The organism is uncultured Psychroserpens sp. (assembly GCF_947503375.1).
Classification (GTDB): domain Bacteria; phylum Bacteroidota; class Bacteroidia; order Flavobacteriales; family Flavobacteriaceae; genus Psychroserpens.
The window spans coordinates 21,754-39,688 of record NZ_CANNDQ010000009.1 but is presented as its reverse complement, the minus strand read 5'-3'; the positions used below and the strand labels follow the sequence as shown (position 1 = coordinate 39,688).

14 protein-coding genes and 1 tRNA gene are annotated in these 17,935 nt (G+C 31.7%); 9 read left to right on the top strand and 6 right to left on the bottom strand.

Features of this window, described 5'->3' with window-relative positions; all coding sequences use genetic code 11:
• Nucleotides 1-15 precede the first annotated feature (15 nt).
• Entirely contained in the window at nucleotides 16-1,299 is a 1,284-nt protein-coding gene (locus tag Q0876_RS14195; RefSeq protein ID WP_299229029.1) for an ammonium transporter, read from the bottom strand.
• A 269-nt stretch (nucleotides 1,300-1,568) separates the two neighbouring features.
• On the opposite strand from Q0876_RS14195, the gene Q0876_RS14190 reads away from it, so the two are divergent.
• From Q0876_RS14190 to ribB, 7 genes are all read left to right on the top strand, one after another.
• A complete protein-coding gene (locus Q0876_RS14190; protein ID WP_299229026.1) occupies nucleotides 1,569-2,420 on the top strand; it encodes a phosphatase PAP2 family protein in 852 nt (283 codons plus the stop codon).
• 114 nt (nucleotides 2,421-2,534) lie between these two features.
• A complete protein-coding gene (gene tpx, locus Q0876_RS14185) occupies nucleotides 2,535-3,035 on the top strand; it encodes a thiol peroxidase (RefSeq protein WP_299229024.1) in 501 nt (166 codons plus the stop codon).
• A gap of 38 nt (nucleotides 3,036-3,073) precedes the next feature.
• On the top strand, nucleotides 3,074-3,442 hold the full coding sequence (locus Q0876_RS14180; protein WP_299229023.1) for a diacylglycerol kinase: 369 nt from the start codon (nucleotides 3,074-3,076) through the stop codon (nucleotides 3,440-3,442).
• A gap of 99 nt (nucleotides 3,443-3,541) precedes the next feature.
• Entirely contained in the window at nucleotides 3,542-5,926 is a 2,385-nt protein-coding gene (locus Q0876_RS14175; RefSeq protein WP_299229021.1) for a DNA translocase FtsK, read from the top strand.
• Between the two features lie 36 nt (nucleotides 5,927-5,962).
• On the top strand, nucleotides 5,963-6,604 hold the full coding sequence (locus Q0876_RS14170) for an outer membrane lipoprotein carrier protein LolA (protein WP_299229172.1): 642 nt from the start codon (nucleotides 5,963-5,965) through the stop codon (nucleotides 6,602-6,604).
• A 16-nt stretch (nucleotides 6,605-6,620) separates the two neighbouring features.
• Nucleotides 6,621-8,987 carry an LptF/LptG family permease gene (locus tag Q0876_RS15705; protein WP_367276657.1) on the top strand — a complete coding sequence of 789 codons (2,367 nt, stop codon included), beginning with the start codon at nucleotides 6,621-6,623 and terminating at the stop codon, nucleotides 8,985-8,987.
• A gap of 32 nt (nucleotides 8,988-9,019) precedes the next feature.
• Entirely contained in the window at nucleotides 9,020-10,174 is a 1,155-nt protein-coding gene (gene ribB, locus Q0876_RS14160) for a 3,4-dihydroxy-2-butanone-4-phosphate synthase (protein WP_299229018.1), read from the top strand.
• 111 nt (nucleotides 10,175-10,285) lie between these two features.
• Here the strand turns inward: ribB and Q0876_RS14155 are convergent, their stop codons facing one another.
• From Q0876_RS14155 to Q0876_RS14145, 3 genes are all read right to left on the bottom strand, one after another.
• Nucleotides 10,286-11,488 (bottom strand): DegT/DnrJ/EryC1/StrS aminotransferase family protein, encoded by a 1,203-nt coding sequence (locus Q0876_RS14155; RefSeq protein WP_299229015.1) that lies wholly within the window; start codon nucleotides 11,486-11,488, stop codon nucleotides 10,286-10,288.
• Nucleotides 11,489-11,497: 9 nt separating this feature from the next.
• Nucleotides 11,498-11,917, bottom strand: coding sequence for a thioredoxin family protein (locus tag Q0876_RS14150; RefSeq protein ID WP_299229012.1), 420 nt, complete (start codon nucleotides 11,915-11,917; stop codon nucleotides 11,498-11,500).
• Nucleotides 11,918-11,987: 70 nt separating this feature from the next.
• Nucleotides 11,988-12,617, bottom strand: a complete 630-nt coding sequence (locus Q0876_RS14145; RefSeq protein ID WP_299229009.1) for an NAD(P)H-dependent oxidoreductase — start codon at nucleotides 12,615-12,617, stop codon at nucleotides 11,988-11,990.
• A 179-nt stretch (nucleotides 12,618-12,796) separates the two neighbouring features.
• Between Q0876_RS14145 and Q0876_RS14140 the strand changes: the two genes are divergently transcribed.
• Nucleotides 12,797-12,881 (top strand) — tRNA-Ser (locus Q0876_RS14140).
• Between the two features lie 127 nt (nucleotides 12,882-13,008).
• Here the strand turns inward: Q0876_RS14140 and Q0876_RS14135 are convergent.
• Entirely contained in the window at nucleotides 13,009-14,553 is a 1,545-nt protein-coding gene (locus tag Q0876_RS14135) for a serine hydrolase (protein WP_299229006.1), read from the bottom strand.
• A 96-nt stretch (nucleotides 14,554-14,649) separates the two neighbouring features.
• Nucleotides 14,650-15,603: an AraC family transcriptional regulator gene (locus Q0876_RS14130; protein WP_299229003.1), complete on the bottom strand. Its 954-nt coding sequence runs from the start codon at nucleotides 15,601-15,603 to the stop codon at nucleotides 14,650-14,652.
• A gap of 511 nt (nucleotides 15,604-16,114) precedes the next feature.
• On the opposite strand from Q0876_RS14130, the gene Q0876_RS14125 reads away from it, so the two are divergent.
• A complete protein-coding gene (locus Q0876_RS14125) occupies nucleotides 16,115-17,857 on the top strand; it encodes a serine hydrolase (RefSeq protein WP_299229000.1) in 1,743 nt (580 codons plus the stop codon).
• Nucleotides 17,858-17,935: the final 78 nt, after the last annotated feature.

Below are 17,935 nucleotides of genomic sequence, written 5' to 3'. Positions count from 1 at the left end.
ATTCATTATTATTTTTCAATCAATATTTTCGCCATGCTGTGAAATATCAAGACCTCTAATTTCTTGATCTGTTCGAACACGCAATGGCAAAGCTGTGTCTACTATTTTCAATAACAACAAACTTCCAAAAAACGTAAATAACGCAACAACTACTAAAGCGATCAAATGATGTGTAAATGTTGTATACGCACCATAAACCAAACCTACGTCTTTTGCAAGCACTCCTGTTAGTATCATTCCAACGATACCTCCTACTCCATGGCTTGGGAATACCTCTAGTGTGTCATCAATCTTAGATTTCTTATTAAGCTGGATGGCTAAATTGCTTACAATTGCCGCAATAAAGCCAATAAAAACACTCTGCCCTATCGATACAAAACCTGCAGCTGGTGTTATGGCCACTAAACCAACAATAGCTCCAATACATGCGCCGAGTGATGACATCTTTCTATTAAAATAGCGCTCAAAAAATAACCAAGTAATCATACTTGTGGCTGATGCTATATTAGTATTAGCAAATGCAATCACTGCATCAGTGTTTGCACCTAAGGCTGACCCAGAATTAAACCCAAACCACCCAAACCACAGCAATCCAGTTCCTAATATCACAAAAGGGATGTTAGCTGGCTTTTCAATTTCAACTCTTCGCTTACCTAAATACATAGCTCCCGCTAATGCAGCCATTCCTGCAGACATATGCACTACTGTTCCTCCTGCAAAATCCAACACATCCCAATTTCTTAGAAGGCCATCAGGATGCCATGTCATATGTGCTAAAGGTGAATAAATAAAAATAGAAAACAGTACCATAAAAAAAATGTAACTTCTAAATCTTATGCGTTCAGCAAAACTTCCTGTTATTAATGCTGGAGTAATTATAGCAAACTTAAGCTGAAATAAGGCAAAGAGTAAAAATGGTATCGTTGGTGCAAAATCAGTATTTGGAGATACTACTACATCTTTAAAACAAAAATAAGTCGTAGGATTACCTATAATACCATACATACTATCTCCAAACGCTAAACTAAATCCTACAATAACCCATAGTATACTTATAACTCCCAAAGCCACAAAACTTTGAAGCATGGTAGATATGATACTTTTTTTATTAACCATTCCACCATAGAAGAAGGCAAGACCAGGTGTCATTATGAATACTAATGCAGTTGCTATGATCATCCATGCTGTATCTCCAGTATCTATTTGATCACTATTACTTAAAATTTGATATTCAGTGCCAAACAATAGCACTAAAACAACCAAGGTTGACAATACAATAAAGTTTAGTTTTTTACCCATAATCATTATTATTTATTTCAAATGTAAAAAACAGTAATAGAAAAATATTTAAAAAAAATACCTTAAAAACAAGTTTTATGGATTTAATAAAAAAGACATGTTAAAATTATAATACTCATAATATTAAAATCTAAATTTGAGATGTTTTCATCGTTACCAAATATAGTTTTGAATTTTATTATGCTAACTTAAAAATGACAGCACACCAAGACTTAAATATTTCTTATTTTTAGGCGTTGAAATGACACGACTTCAAAAAATAAATGCTTTTGAAAATTAAAATTTTAATTACACTCACACTATTATGCTTTTGTGTTCACACAACAATTGCACAATCTTCAATTGTTTCCAAATCTAAGGATACAACTTCAGTTTGGACGCTTGCAAAACATGATATAAAATACACTTTAAAAGGTGTAGGTCATTCTTTCACAAGACCTCTGCATTGGAAAGGAGATGATTTTGCCAAACTAGGCATTCTTTTTGGTGGCACAGCGGTTTTAAGTATAGCTGATAATTCTACTCGAGATTTTTTTCAAAATCAAAAAGATGATTTCCCAAAGGTCATACGAGATTTTGGATGGTATTTTGGAAGTCCGCAAAACTATTTTATGGCTAATGCAGGACTGTATGGTTTTGGACTACTAACAAAAAATGAAAAAATAAGAAAAACAAGTGTACTTATTATCTCGTCTTCAATAACCACTGGTCTAATTCAAACCTTCAGTAAAACTGCATTTGGAAGAGCTAGGCCTGGTTCTAATCTAGATCATTTAGATTTTGAGCCTTTTTCTAGTAAAGCTAGATACCATTCTTTCCCTTCTGGCCATACTGCTTTGTCTATTACAATGGCGCATGCCATAGCCAAACAATTTGATAATACTTGGGTGAAAATTGGCATCTACTCTATTGGTGCCATTCCTCCTATTTCTAGATTAATTGATGATGCACATTGGATTACAGATATTGCTTTTAGTGCAGCTTTAAGCATCATAGTAGTAGATAGTATTGATAAATTTTTATTCGAAGAAAAAGCCTATGACTATCCAAAAAAAGAAAAACAAATGTCATGGAACTTAAGATTTGGTGCAAATCAAATAGGTATCGTAGGCACTTTCTAACCTTTTTGATAGCTTATAAAATTCAACTGTTAAACTATTGCAAAATATTATAGTAGCTAGGTGTTTTAGATTTAAATAATACTTAATTTTAACATTCATAAAAAACGATAACACATGGCAACAGTTACATTAGGTGGTGATACTGTACACACCTCTGGATCACTCCCAGAAATTGGATCAATAGCTCCAGATTTTAAATTGACAGCAACCGATTTATCAACAAAAACTAATAATGATTACTCAGGGCACCATTTGGTACTGAATGTATTCCCAAGTGTTGACACTGGCACTTGTGCTCAATCTATTAGAGCTTTCAATAAAGAAGCTAGTAACTTAGAAAACACTAAAGTACTTTGTATTTCAAAAGACCTTCCTTTTGCTATGGCTCGTTTCTGTGGTGCTGAAGGTCTAGATAATGTGGTTAGTCTATCCGATTATAAAGATGGCAGCTTTGGTGAAGCATATGGCTTAAATTTTGTCGATGGTGCATTTGACACCTTACTATCAAGATGTGTTATCATTATAGATAGCAAAGGAAAGGTATTATACACAGAACAAGTTCCAGAAATTGCTGATGAACCTAATTACGAAGCAGCTTTAAAAGCTCTAAAGTAAGTGATTATACTAATAGCTACCTTAAAGGAGCTTACAAAATGCAGAAAAAAGAATCTTTTCTAGTAAACCGATTAAAAAGTGTAGGCTATGCATTTAAAGGCGCACTTTTCTTAATCAAAACTGAATCAAGCATAAAAATTCAAGTCTTTATTGCTATAATAGTTACTATTGCAGGATTCTACTTTGAAATTTCTAAAACCGAATGGTTATTTCAAATTGTATTTATAGGATTAGTCATGAGTTTAGAAGGCGTTAATACAGCTATAGAGTACATATCAGATTTTATACATCCTGATAGGCATGATAGCATAGGACGTATTAAAGATATTGCTGCAGGTGCTGTATTTATTGCTGCAGTAGCTGCAACAATTGCAGCTATGGTGATATACATTCCTAAGCTGATATAGCTTTTTAAAAAAGGATCAATTTTATAATGCTTTAAATACTTTTTAAGTTAGGATAAACGTTAGTAATTTGTATTTTTGTTTTATACTAAGCAACCTTTGATGGCGAAGAAGAAAACTAAGACTAAAAGCAAAGCTAAAATCACGCCTAAACTTAAAAAACCAAGTTTTAAATTATCAAGTCAGCAAAAATTGATCTTTGGTAGTTTATTAATCATTACTGGTATTTTAATGTTTATTGCGTTTTTGTCTTTTTTCTTTAATGGACAAGCAGACCAAAGCACACTTACCGAATTATCGTCTAGAGAGGTCAAAGCAGATAATTGGCTCAACAAACTTGGAGCTTGGATTAGTGACTTATTCATAAGAAAAGGGTTTGGCATTTCATCATTTATAGTTTCAGGATTACTTTTCCTATCAGGCATATATATCACCTTAGATATCAATAAGACTAGACTGAGAAAACATTGGATCTGGGGAACGTTAATCATCATATGGTTTTCTGTATTTTTTGGTTTTTTCACACATAAGTATGATGCTTTAGGTGGAACTATTGGTTATGAGGTAAACAGCCTTTTTCAAGATTATGTAGGTAAAATTGGAACGGCATTGATACTTGTATTTGTGCTCATCGTGTATCTTGCAATTAGATTTAAGGTCACTGGACAAACATTTGTTTCTCTTTTCAAAAAAGCTAAAAGTGATTTTAAATCTGAAATAGATAATAATGAACAAGATATTAATATTCCATTAGACAACGATTTAACCGCCGAAGCTGAGGCTATTAAATCTGCATTTGAACTAAGTACTGAAGGGCCTGAAGCTACAATCGTAAAACATCCAGAGCCCAAAATAAAAGAAGAACTTCAAAAAATTGAATTAAAAATACCTGAGCCCGAATCAGAAATAGATATTGAAATAGAAGCTGCTGCCGAAGAGGAATCAGAAACAGACAATCTCTCTAATAAGTTAGTGGAAGATTTTGGTCAATTTGACCCTACACTGGAACTTAGTAAATTTGAATTTCCACCATTAGACCTACTTAAAAAATATAATACAGAAGGTATTACGATTAACCAAGAAGAGCTAGAAGAAAATAAGAACCGAATCGTTGAAACACTAAACAACTATAAAATAGGTATCGCCAGTATAAAAGCAACTATTGGACCAACAGTAACATTATACGAGATCGTACCTGAAGCTGGAGTTCGAATTTCTAAAATTAAAAATCTTGAAGATGATATTGCATTATCACTTTCAGCATTAGGAATACGTATCATTGCACCTATCCCAGGAAAAGGAACTATTGGTATTGAGGTTCCAAATAAGAATGCTACTATTGTATCCATGCGATCGGTTATTGCATCCCAAAAGTTTCAAAAATCTGAAATGGAACTTCCTATTGCCTTTGGAAAAACCATTAGCAATGAAACCATGGTTGTAGATTTAGCCAAAATGCCTCACCTATTAATGGCTGGAGCAACAGGTCAAGGTAAATCTGTTGGCTTAAATGCAGTATTAACTTCTTTACTTTATAAGAAACATCCAGCTGAAGTAAAGTTTGTACTAGTTGATCCTAAAAAAGTTGAACTTACACTTTTTAATAAAATAGAACGCCATTATCTAGCTAAACTTCCAGATAGCGAAGATGCTATTATTACAGATAACACCAAGGTTATCAATACATTGAACTCTCTTTGTATAGAAATGGATAACCGTTACGAAATGCTAAAAAATGCAATGTGTCGTAATATTAAAGAATACAATGCAAAATTTAAGGCTAGAAAATTAAACCCTAACGATGGTCATCAATTTTTACCTTACATCGTTTTGGTTGTTGATGAGTTTGCCGATTTAATAATGACTGCTGGTAAAGAAGTAGAAACGCCTATTGCACGTTTAGCGCAGCTGGCTCGAGCTATAGGTATTCATTTAATAATTGCCACTCAACGTCCTTCAGTAAATGTAATTACTGGTATTATAAAAGCTAATTTCCCAGCACGTATTGCCTTTAGAGTAACTTCTAAAATTGATTCTCGAACTATTTTAGACGGTTCTGGTGCTGACCAACTTATTGGTCGAGGCGACATGTTATATACACAAGGTAATGATATTATCAGAATTCAATGTGCATTTGTAGATACACCTGAAGTAGAAAAAATAACTGAATTTATCGGTGCACAAAAGGCCTATCCTAATGCATATTTATTGCCAGAATACGTGGGTGAAGAAAGTGGCACAAGTCTTGATAATAACATTGAAGATAGAGATAAGTTATTTAGAGAAGCTGCAGAAATTATTGTTACAGCACAACAAGGATCAGCATCTTTATTACAACGAAAATTAAAGTTAGGATACAATAGAGCTGGTCGATTAATTGATCAATTAGAAGCTGCAGGTATAGTTGGTGGTTTTGAAGGCAGTAAAGCCAGACAGGTATTAGTTCCAGATTTAGTAGCTCTTGATGAATTATTAGCAAATGAATAATACATAAACATATATTAAAAATATAAAAGAACGATGATGAAACAGATACTTATAGTTTGCACATTTATAATGAGCACATTCGGATTTGCACAAAGTGCTGAAAAAGCTGAAGCCCTATTGAATGATGTTTATAGCAAAGCGAAAGCCTATGAGAATATTTCTATAGATTTCAAATATGCACTTAACAATTCTGCTGAAAACATCAATCAAGAAACACGTGGTAATGTGATTATGGAAGGTGATAAATATCTTCTTAATATTTTAGGTGTTACACGTATTTTTGATGGAAAGACGTTGTACACCATAAGTCCAGAAGATGAAGAAGTGACCATTTCTTCAAATAATACTGAAGATGAAAATACCATCACTCCTAGCCAAATGCTTTCTTTTTATAAAGAAGGTTATAGTTATGAAATGGATATTATCCAAGATGTCATGGGAAGAAAAATTCAATATATAAAATTAAATCCAATTGATACAAATTCAGAGATCAAGCAAGTATTATTAGGTATTGATGCAAAAACCAAACATATATACAACCTTATAGAAATTGGTAAAAATGGAACCAAAACCACTTTAACTGTTAATTCTTTTAAAACTAACGAGCCGATTTCAAAAACCTTGTTTACTTTTGACGAGAGTAAGTATGAAGGCTATTACATTAATAGACTCGACTAAGGTTCAACCATCATAGATGAAAATACTAGATAGGTACATATTAAAGACCTACTTAAAAACTTTTTTGAGCGTGTTTGTAATACTCATGCTCATTTTTGTTTTGCAATCTATTTGGCTATACATAAGTGAATTAGCTGGAAAAGACTTAGCATTAAACGTCATTCTTAAGTTTTTGCTTTATGTAACTCCTACACTTATTCCTCTTATTTTACCATTAACCATTTTACTTGCTTCCATAATGGTATTTGGTCAGTTTGCTGAAAACTATGAGTTTGCAGCGATGAAATCTACTGGAATCTCATTACAACGCGCTATGCGAGGGCTAAGTATTTTTATTGTTTTGCTAAGCTTAACCACGTTCATTTTTTCAAATAACGTCATCCCGTGGGCTAATTATAATTTTTACAATTTAAGGAAGAATATTGCAAAGGTACAGCCAGCAATGGCAATAGCTGAAGGTCAATTTAACGATATTGGCGAATACAATATTAAAGTAGAAGAAAAAAGTGGAGAAAAAGGCGAATTCCTTAAAAATGTTGTAATCCATAAAAAGGGGATGAAACGCTCAGGAAATACTACAGTTATCATCTCAGAAACTGGTGAACTAAAAAGTAACGAAAATTCAAACATTCTTCAACTAGTATTGTATGAAGGGCATTACTATGAAGAGATATTCAGTAAAGATCCTAAGAAGCGAATAAAAAAGCCACATGCTAAAAGCTATTTCGAAGAATATACTATTAATGTAGATTTAGAAGGACTTAATGACGTAGACATTGATGACAAAAGCTATGACAATCGTTATAACATGTTAAATGTTAGTAGTCTTAATTACACCATAGACAGTTTGTATGTTAAGAAGTCTGAAAGCTATAAAGATTTTTCAAAAACATTATATAACCGAACCTCATTTGCTATATTAAGTGAAAATATTGAACCTCAAAAAGATTCTATTTTTAATGGGAATATACTGAGTTTATTTAATAACAAAACTAAAGTGCAGTTACTAGGTTTGGCTAAAAACACAACGTCGAGTAGTATGCAAATTTTAACTGCAAATAAAAAGAATTTTGCAGGAGCGACTAAATGGCTAAGTAAACATGTGATTTCTTTACACGAAAAGTATGTATTAGCATTTGCATGCATCATTTTATTTTTTGTAGGAGCACCATTAGGCGCATTAATTAGAAAAGGAGGTATTGGTTTACCTCTAGTAATTGCGATACTACTGTTTTTAACATATCACTTCATAGGTATTTTTGCAAAAAATAGCTCTTTAGATGGAACTTTAAACCCAGTACTTGCAACTTGGTTGTCTACGTTGATCATGCTTCCGTTAAGTGTTTATTTAACAAAAAGAGCAACAAAAGATAGAGGTCTATTTGAAACCGATGGGGTATTTGAACCGCTAAAGAAATTGTTTGGTATAAAGAAAGAAGAACAAGTCGATCATTCACTATTACCCATAGATTCTGACATGTACCAAATGCTTAATAATTATGACAATAGTGATTTAATAGATGTATTAAAGAATTACAGACGTTATAACTATACGGTAGCTCATAAAAACACATCTTTATCAATTCTAAAATCTAGAGGAATAACTGAACAGGAATTAAAGTTTTCCGGAAACTTAGCAGATTATAAATTTGAAGAAACCTTACGTTTAAAGAAACTTTATGTTGAAAACTCTAAATTGGCTTTTATATTATACTTTATAACATTAGTACTTACACTTTCGGGAGCTATTTTAAGAAACAACGAATTTGGAACTATTGGCAATATTCTATTTTTTGCTGGAAATGCCATTGGTATTTTGTTCTTATTTTCATTTATTAAAGCATTTTTAGATTTCACGAATCTATATAAGAATTTAGGTAAGAACAATATTTTACATGCTATAATCATAGTGATTTTTGGAATTCCCATATACTTTTTAGTCTACTTCTTTCAAATCAAACAAATCAATAAAGACTTAAACTTAAGTTCTGCAAAAAAGACAGTCAAAGTAAATAAAAGTGAATTGAATTTAAATAAAACTGAATTAGATAAGATTACTAATAACTATTCAAATTTAAAGTTCAATTCAAATATGTCAATGTTATTCTACATATTAGCATTGGGACTATTCATTTCATATTTCATTCTTAAAAACAATGAACTAATTGAAATTGCTTTACCAGCACTAGAGCTAAGCGTTATTTCGCTAATACTTTACCTGTTTTATGTAATTAAAACCTATATAAACACTATTACTTTAAAAAAATTGCTTCTTTTTAAATACCAAATACTTTCGCAAGTTATCACCTTTATCATTTATCCGTTATTTCATTATACAACTATAAATAAAATAAATGACGCGGTTTCTTACACAAAAGAATAAGCTATATCTTTGCATTAAATAAATGTTTTAAAATGATTACTAAAACCAAACAGCAAACTCCAGTAATTAAATTGAATTCTATTGAAGAAGCAATTCAAGACATAAAACAAGGCAAGGTAATCATTGTAGTTGATGATGAGAACAGAGAAAACGAAGGTGATTTCATGGCTGCAGCAGAAGCTGTTACTCCTGAAATGGTAAACTTTATGGCCAAACATGGTCGTGGGTTAATCTGCACACCATTAACAGAAAAACGCTGTAAGGATTTAGACTTACACATGATGGTAAACAATAATACCGATCCAATGGAAACTGCATTTACAGTCTCTGTTGACTTAAGAGGAAATGGTGTTACCACAGGAATTTCTGCAAGTGATAGAGCAAAAACAATTCATGCGTTAATAAATAAAAACACCAAGCCTTTTGATCTAGCTAGACCAGGTCATATTTTTCCATTGGTCGCTAAAGAAGGTGGTGTTTTAAGGCGTACAGGTCATACTGAAGCTGCTATAGACTTTGCTAGATTAGCTGGTTTGAATCCAGCAGGTGTAATTGTTGAGATTATGAATGAAGATGGTTCTATGGCAAGACTGCCTCAACTCATCGATGTTGCAAAAAAATTCGATTTAAAAATTGTTTCAATTGAAGATCTTGTTGCCTATAGAATGGAACACGATTCGTTGATTGAAAAAAAAGAAGATTTTGAAATAGAAACGCGTTTCGGGGCATTTCGTTTACGTGCCTACAAGCAAACGACTAACGACCAAGTTCATATTGCACTAACTAAAGGCTCTTGGACAATAGATGATGCTGTACTAACTCGAATAAATTCTACATTAGTTAATAATGATATTCTAGGCACTTTAACCAATAATGCTGATAAGAAACTAGATGATATGTTCAAAGTAGTGAACAATGCCGAAAAAGGTGCAATTATCTTTATCAATCAACAGCCAAAATCAACCAATTTACTGAATAGGTTAGACATTTTAAAAACAGCCCAAGTTCCTAATAAAATTGTTAAAGCACCTCAAATACCAATGGATGCTAAAGATTTCGGAATAGGCGCACAAATACTGCATGACCTTAATATTTCTAAGCTCAAACTCATGACCAATAGCGAACAAAAACCTCGAGTTGGAATGATTGGTTATGGTCTTGAAATTGTTGATACTGTAAGTTATTAGTCAATAATTTTTTTTATAACCAAAGGTACATTAGCATAAAGCTTGACGAGGTACATTCCTGATGCTAAACTAGCATCTATTTTTTTAGCACTACTTCTCATTCAAAAATAATCAACTATTATTTATAGCCATTTTTATGCATTTGGCCATAGTTACAGCTCTTTGTCTTACTTCTTCTTTAGACCATGACAACTTTATTAAACACGATAGGTTTCTGCCAATAAAATGATCAGATTGCTTAAATGTTTTTGTATTTAAGTATTCTAGGCCTTTTCTAACTTCAGCTGAAATGGGATATAATGATTTTTGGGTTTTCAAGTGCTCCCATTTACGAACATAATGCCAATTATTATCATAGTAATGAAAACAAGCATCAATACCATTCTCTTTAAACGATTTTGACACCATGCGTGCTATTTCTAAGTCAGGCAGAAAAAAATTCAGAAAAGCATAACTCTCTTCACCTCCTTCTGGAACTTTTCTAAATATTACGCTCGGAATTTCAGAAATAGCATCTCTAAGTATGTTATAGTTTCTTTTTTGAATTGCAATAAATTCAGGTAAGCGCTTTACTTGTGCTAAACCAACAGCAGCATGCAGTTCTGAGATTCTAAAATTATATCCTAAAAACGGATGATTTTCAGCACCTCTATCATTGCCTACGTGATCATGACCATGATCACTGTAATGATCTGCGTTTTTGTAATATTCAGAATTATTTGTTATTACTGCGCCTCCCTCGCCACAGGTTATTGTTTTAACAAAATCGAAAGAAAAACAACCTAAATCAGCAATACTACCTAAGGGCTTGTTATTGTATGTTCCTCCTATTGCTTGGCATGCATCTTCAATAAAAAGTAAATCATGTGTCTCGCAAATCGTTTGAAGTGCATTCATATTGGCCATACTACCGCACATTTGCACAACCATAACTGCTTTGGTTTTGGAGGTGATAGCTACTTCAACTGCCTTTGGATCTAAGGTTAATGTATCATCAATATCTACTAAAACAGGGATTGCTCCAAGCATTAGGATCGCTTCAAAACTCGCTACAAAGGTAAACGTAGGCATGATGACCTCATCTCCTGCTCCAACTCCTGCAGATGCCAACGCTACAGATACTGCTGCAGTACCGCTTGATACCAGTTGTACATGATTTGTTTTAAATGTATTTTCTAATTCTTTTTCAAGAGTTTTGGCTTTCCAATGCCCATTACGCATACCATCAAAACCATAGCGCATCAAAACACCATTATCTAATACATCATTGACTTCTTTACGCTCTAAATCACCAAACAACTCAAATCCAGGCATAGTTTTACTCTATAATTTAGTGCTAATAAAAGACATGAATGTCGCTATCGATTCTGAATTAACATTAATCAACGCATTTCCTATAGTATTACCATTTGAATCCAAGAGCGCAAGCGCAGGAACTTGTTTATGTTTAATATAATGTGCAGCTAAACGCTTATTATATTGATCAGTATTAGATACATCAAGTTTTAAAAGGACAATTTTAGATGAAAGGTTTTTGAACTCCTTAGCATTAAATAACTCAGAATTTAGTAAATCATATGTTGTGCCAGAGTCATTGTTAGTAACAAATACTAATATAGGTTTATTCTGATTGTTAGAAGCATCAAGTGCTACTTTACTATCAGTTAACCAATTGTTGTTTTCTATTTGTGCTGAAACGTGTATACTAAACACAAGTAAGACTAGTAGTATTAACTTTTTCATTATATCTTTTTATCACTGTTTAAACAAATATAGCATATTAGTATAGGCAGTCAAAAAAGAATTGTAGTAATTATAAATTTATTACAGACTCGTTAATAGTCTTTCTTACTTTTTTAAATGAAGCAAACATATCATCATCTGCTCTATATCCTATTGGGAGTAATAATACTGACTTTAGATTTCTATCTTTTAGCTGAAGTAATTCATCATATTTTTGAGAAACAAAACCTTCCATTGGGCATGCATCAATCCCTTCAACAGCACAAACCGTCATAAGGTTCCCTAATGCTATATAAGCCTGTTTCGTTGACCATTCTTGACGTTCTGTCTTTGTCATTTTTTGCATCATGTTCTTTAGGTCTGTTCGATATGGTTGAAGAATAGTTTCTGGTGTATTTCTAACATCTGCAACTGTGTTAAAAAGTGCATCAACATCTGTATCTTTAATATCATCTTGAATACAAATAACCAACAAGTGTGATGCCTCAAGCACTTGGTTTTGATAATACGAATGCTTAACCAATGAGGCACGTTTTTCCTTATCAGCAATAATGACGAGACTTATAGTTTGCAACCCAAACGAGGTAGCTGTTAAATTAAACGCTTGCTTAATAATTTGCATTTTATCGTCAGAGAGTTGTTTTGAACTATCAAACTTTTTAGTAGCGTAACGCCATTTTAAATGATCTATAATATTCATGTCATTATATAATTAACTTTGCAAAGTTACATTTTGAAAATCTTTCATAAGTATTCCTATTATTAATTAAATCAATAATTGCATAAATTCTTTTAAAAATATGAGGTTTTATTTGAAAGAATTAAAAAAGGGTTCTATATTTGCATCCGCATTTAGGGAATACCTAATGAGACACTTTTGGAGAAATGGCAGAGTGGTCGAATGCGGCAGTCTTGAAAACTGTTGAGGGTCACACCTCCGGGGGTTCGAATCCCTCTTTCTCCGCAAAGCCCCTTTTAATCAATTGATTTTAAAGGGGTTTGTTTTTTCCGAATAAAATTTAACAAAAAACAATGTAGAAAAAGAAATTAGAAAATTTTAATACATATTATGTATCATGTCTTATAAATATTTAATCTTTCTGCATCATTTTAATTTTATCGTTTATTTCAACGATCCATTCATTAACCCACTTCTTCCCTTTTTTAGTTGGATCTGAATTTAACTTGTTAATGGTTATTTTATAATGCTTAATTGCCTGTTCGTTTTTACCTAATTCCATATAAGCCTCAGCCAATACTTCCCATGTGCCTGCGTTATATGGCATTGCAATTGTGGCTAATTTTAAGAAATTCAATGCATTTTCAAAATCTTCTTTTAACCAGTAATTCCATGAAACTGCATTGAACTCACTTAATGTAAAATAGTAATCATTTTTTTGCAACCTCATTTCTCTGGCTTTGGCAGAAACATACTGAAAATCATTCTTTGCAAATAGTAAAGACAATCTTTCTACTCCCGATATTTTAACTTTTTCTACAGGCTCACCTTGTAAAATATTCTTTATCTGGTTATTGATTATGCTTAGATAAGGTGTCTTTGTATTGGATATTAAAAAATAGGTGTAATCGTCATCAAGAGCAATCCTAAAAAAGCAATTTTCTCCTTCAGAACCACCTCTATGACCTATGATCTTTTTACCATTCTTAGGTTCTAACTGCCATCCTTTGGCATACATATGTCGTTTTCCAGTTTTTAGTTGTCCAGGTGTAAGCATCTTTTCGAAGGTTTCATTCTTTATAATCTCTTCCGTTTGAAGTGCTCTACTAAACTTCCAAAGATCTTCAAGTGTAGAATTGAGACCTCCGGCTCCTTTTCTATTTCTAAAATAAAAGTCAAGATATTTTTGGTAATCTTCATGACTATCTAAAGGAACATAGCTGCTTTTTTCAACAGATAATGCATGTGCTTTCGCAAGGTTAGATTCGTCTTTTATATGAACTAATCGTCTTGTTTCTTTCATCCCCGAAGGTTCGAATATTAGTTCTTTTAAAAGCGTATCATATGTTTTTTTAGAAGCTCTTTCAGCGATTCCTGCCAAAAACATGTATCCAGCATTAGAATATGAAAACTTTTCTCCTGCAGGAAATTCTTGTTTTGGCGTATACTGTTCGTACAATTTAAAAAGGTCCTCATTTGTCATCTTATTGGACATATTCCAATATTTCTTTACCAAATTATCATAGTAAAATGGAATCCCAGATGTATGGGTTAGAAGATGATCTATAGTAATTTCCTTGTAAGGAAGTTCTGGGAAAAACTCAACTAGTTTACTCTCTGTTGTAAAATATTCTAACTCGACCATTCGCATAATTAAAGTTGCTGTCAAAGATTTGTTTACTGATGCAATGCCAAATGAATTTGTTATATCTAATGGCTGTTTTGTTTCTATATTGGCATACCCATACACTTTTGCAAATAGGATACTATCTTTATTTCCAATCATAAAACCGCCATTGAATTGTTGTTCTGAATTTAGCTTAGACAATAGTTGATCTATGAGCTCAATTTTCTTTGCACAATTATTTTGACAGCTAGAAAAATTGCCCCATAATAGGATCAGAATCATGATTTTATATATTAATAAAGAATTACTGCTACTAGATCTTGTTTTCATATCTTAAGATATTAATAGTTTGGTAGCAAATGTAATATCTGTACATATGACAGCTAAAGAAAGTATTTCCTATATCGCGATATAGGAAATATGATTTCATCTTTTTTTGTCTTTATATTGCTTTGGAGTAAGACCAGTTTCTTTTTTGAATAAGTAATAGAATCTACTATTAGAAGAGAACCCTGAATTTTGAGCAATACCAAAAATTGAAAGGTTTTTATTATCTGGATCAAGTAGATTTTTTTTTGCTTCTTTGAGTCGGTACTTTAAAAGATATTCGGAAAAACTAAGTCCTAAATTTTGATTGATTACCTGAGAGATATGCCTTGATTGGATTTTTACCAACCGTGAAAAAGTCTGTAATGTTAAATTCTTAATCAAGAATAATTCTTCCTCTTGCATAGCCTTTTCTATTGCCCTTAAGTATTGCTCTGTTGTCTCATTAGATAATAAAGATGATTTATACTTTGTAGGCTTTATTCCAAACTCATTATCCGAATTCATTTCTTTATATGCAATATAAAAAATTGGAATTGCCAATAAGGATGTAAAACTTCTTCTCAGCTCATTGGGAAAAAGCTCTGAACCAAAGCCTTTAAAAATATGAACAATCAAATAAAGAGAAACAAGAAAGGTCATCGTATATAAAGAAGGTAATATCCAGCTAAAAAATTGTTTTGATTCTTTATAATTTTTAAGACTATGTTTAATAGACAACAATAAATAAGCGCTAATTTGTATGATCGAAATAATTTGAAGATGTATAATATGATCTCTTTTATTAAAAAAGATATCAAATAGAGCGATCAAAAAATAAGGAAAGATGTTATAGAATACCAACTTTGAAGTTAGCTTCTTGTCATGATATAATACATATAAATAAAGTAAAGGGCCGACAAACCAAACCACATGGTTAGAAATTCTAATCAGAACTGACTCTAAATCCGAAAACGGATAAAAGTAATTGTATGTTCTTATAGAAAGAATTGCAAAACAAAAACAGAGAAATCCTAATAGCTGGTTCAATAACTGCTCTCCTTTCTTCTTCAAGAAAAAGTGGACTACTAAAAATAGTGCTTGAGTAGCTATAATTAAGTTTATTATTGAAAGAATTTTTATCATTATAACCTTATAATTATGTTTGAATCACAAACCAAAAATTGATCAATTTCACCTAGATTTTAATTGGTGTTATTTAATTAATAATGAAATGTAAGGAAAAGAATTATATGCATTTAGTTAGGATGAAAGGAAATTTTATAATGAAAAACTATTCAAGAAAAATTAAGTACTAAAATTAACAAAGTGTATAATTCATTAGTACGCAAACTAGTTAAGAGAAAGATTAGATAAAATTTGTAACTTTAGTAAATGGAAAAACCTCGCAACTCAACATTGCGTTTTCCTTTCTAAAGGAATTTTCGCCATAAATGGCTCATCATAACACAAAAGTGCTAGGCTAAAATTTTACATAAATCACACACAAACACGTAGTGTTTCATTATTTGAATAACTAAAAATGAGATTCTTATAGTCTTTTAGTAAAAAAAGAAAATATAAAATGAGTTATCGCAATTACGAAATATCAAATTTTAAAATGTTATTTACATTGATTTATTTGATGTTTATTTCCTGCTCTTTTGATGTTACTGAACACTATTCAAATTCAAAAGAATATTTAGTGAGTGCAGAAAATTTAGGCTTTTCGGGAATTGTTCATATTCAAAAGAATGATACAGTTTTAGTTAACGATGCAAGAGGTTTAAGTAATCGAAAGGAGAGAATAAAAAACAAAATTTCTACACCTTTTTACATCGCTTCAATTTCAAAATCATTTACAGCTGCAGCAATAATAAGACTTGAGGATGACAAAAAGCTGTTCACTTCAGATTCTATTTCTAAGTATTTCAAGGATTGTCCTAATGATAAGAAAAATATTACGATACATCAGTTATTAACTCATACATCAGGCGTCAACTCTTTTGGTTGGGATAATAAAACCAATTATTGGTCATTAATGACCAAAAGGGAGGCAATAGAAGGAATTCTAAACAACCCTCTACGCTATTCATTGCCCAATAATGAGTTTAATTACAATAATGCCAATTATATTTTATTATCGGCTATTATAGAGCATGTAGCTGGAAAATCTTATCAAGAATTTATTAAAGAATTTTTACTGGAGCCTCTATCTTTAAGTGAAACACATTTTCGATATACACATAAGAATGAAATTCCAGATCTAGCGAAAAGCTATCTTGGAGATGAGGACCACATGAAGTATACCGATTACCCAAAAAGTTGGCTGAACATTGGTGGTGGAGATATCATTAGTACAGCTTCAGATATGAGTAAATGGATTACTGGCTTATTTGAAAAAGATATATTATCTAAGGACGGCAAAAAAAAGATGTTTTCCATTCAAAAAACAATTGAACCAAATTTTGGTTATGGGTATGGATGGTACATAAGAGATTTTCCAGAAGTTGGAAAAAAAATTATTTTCCATACAGGAGGCTTTAAAGGATATTCATCTGAAATAAGGTACTATCCACACAGTAAGACAGCCACTGTGGTATTTGTAAATGATGATGCAATACCAAATTCTACCGAAGTAATTTCTAATAGTCTCCTTCAAATTATAAATGGGAAAAATGTTGTTCTTCCAAAAGTTAAGAATTTTATTGTCGACAAAGAAGTTTATGTTGGCAACTATAAAATCGATTCCTTATCAAGCATTAAAATAAAATCTGATAAAAAAAACTTGATTGCTGAATATTATGGACAGTCTGCAATGAATTTTATCAAAGATTATGATGGTGACATCAAAAAACAGATAAAATCTTTAAATTCTAAATCGAATGACTTTATAACCAATTTACTAATCAACCCAGATAGAGCATTCACAGAAATACTACCAGAAGAAGATATTAGATATCTAAAGGAATATATTGACGAATGGAATTTATTTAATGAATCTGTTCCAATTTCTATTGAATTAAATCATACTATCTATCTTAAAAATGGTCTTTTCAGAACGTTCTTAACAATTAAACATCCAAATGAAAACAAGTATTTTGCTTTAACATGGCAGAATGGATTATTGATAGGGACATTACCTAATAGCCAATTTGATATTCCTAAAACTAAACTTTTATATTTAGATAAAAATGAATTAGTAAGTTATGATTGGGCCAAAAATTTAACCGAAAAATGGTTATTCTACGAAAAACTAAACAAAAAAAACCATCATTTGACGATTACTAAAAACAAAAAAACATTTCTTGAAGCTAAAAAACTTTAAATAAATAATAAAAGTACAACAACGTGTATAGTTCATTGTTCTTTCTATGACTGCTCGGAAAATCCTACGGATTTTCCT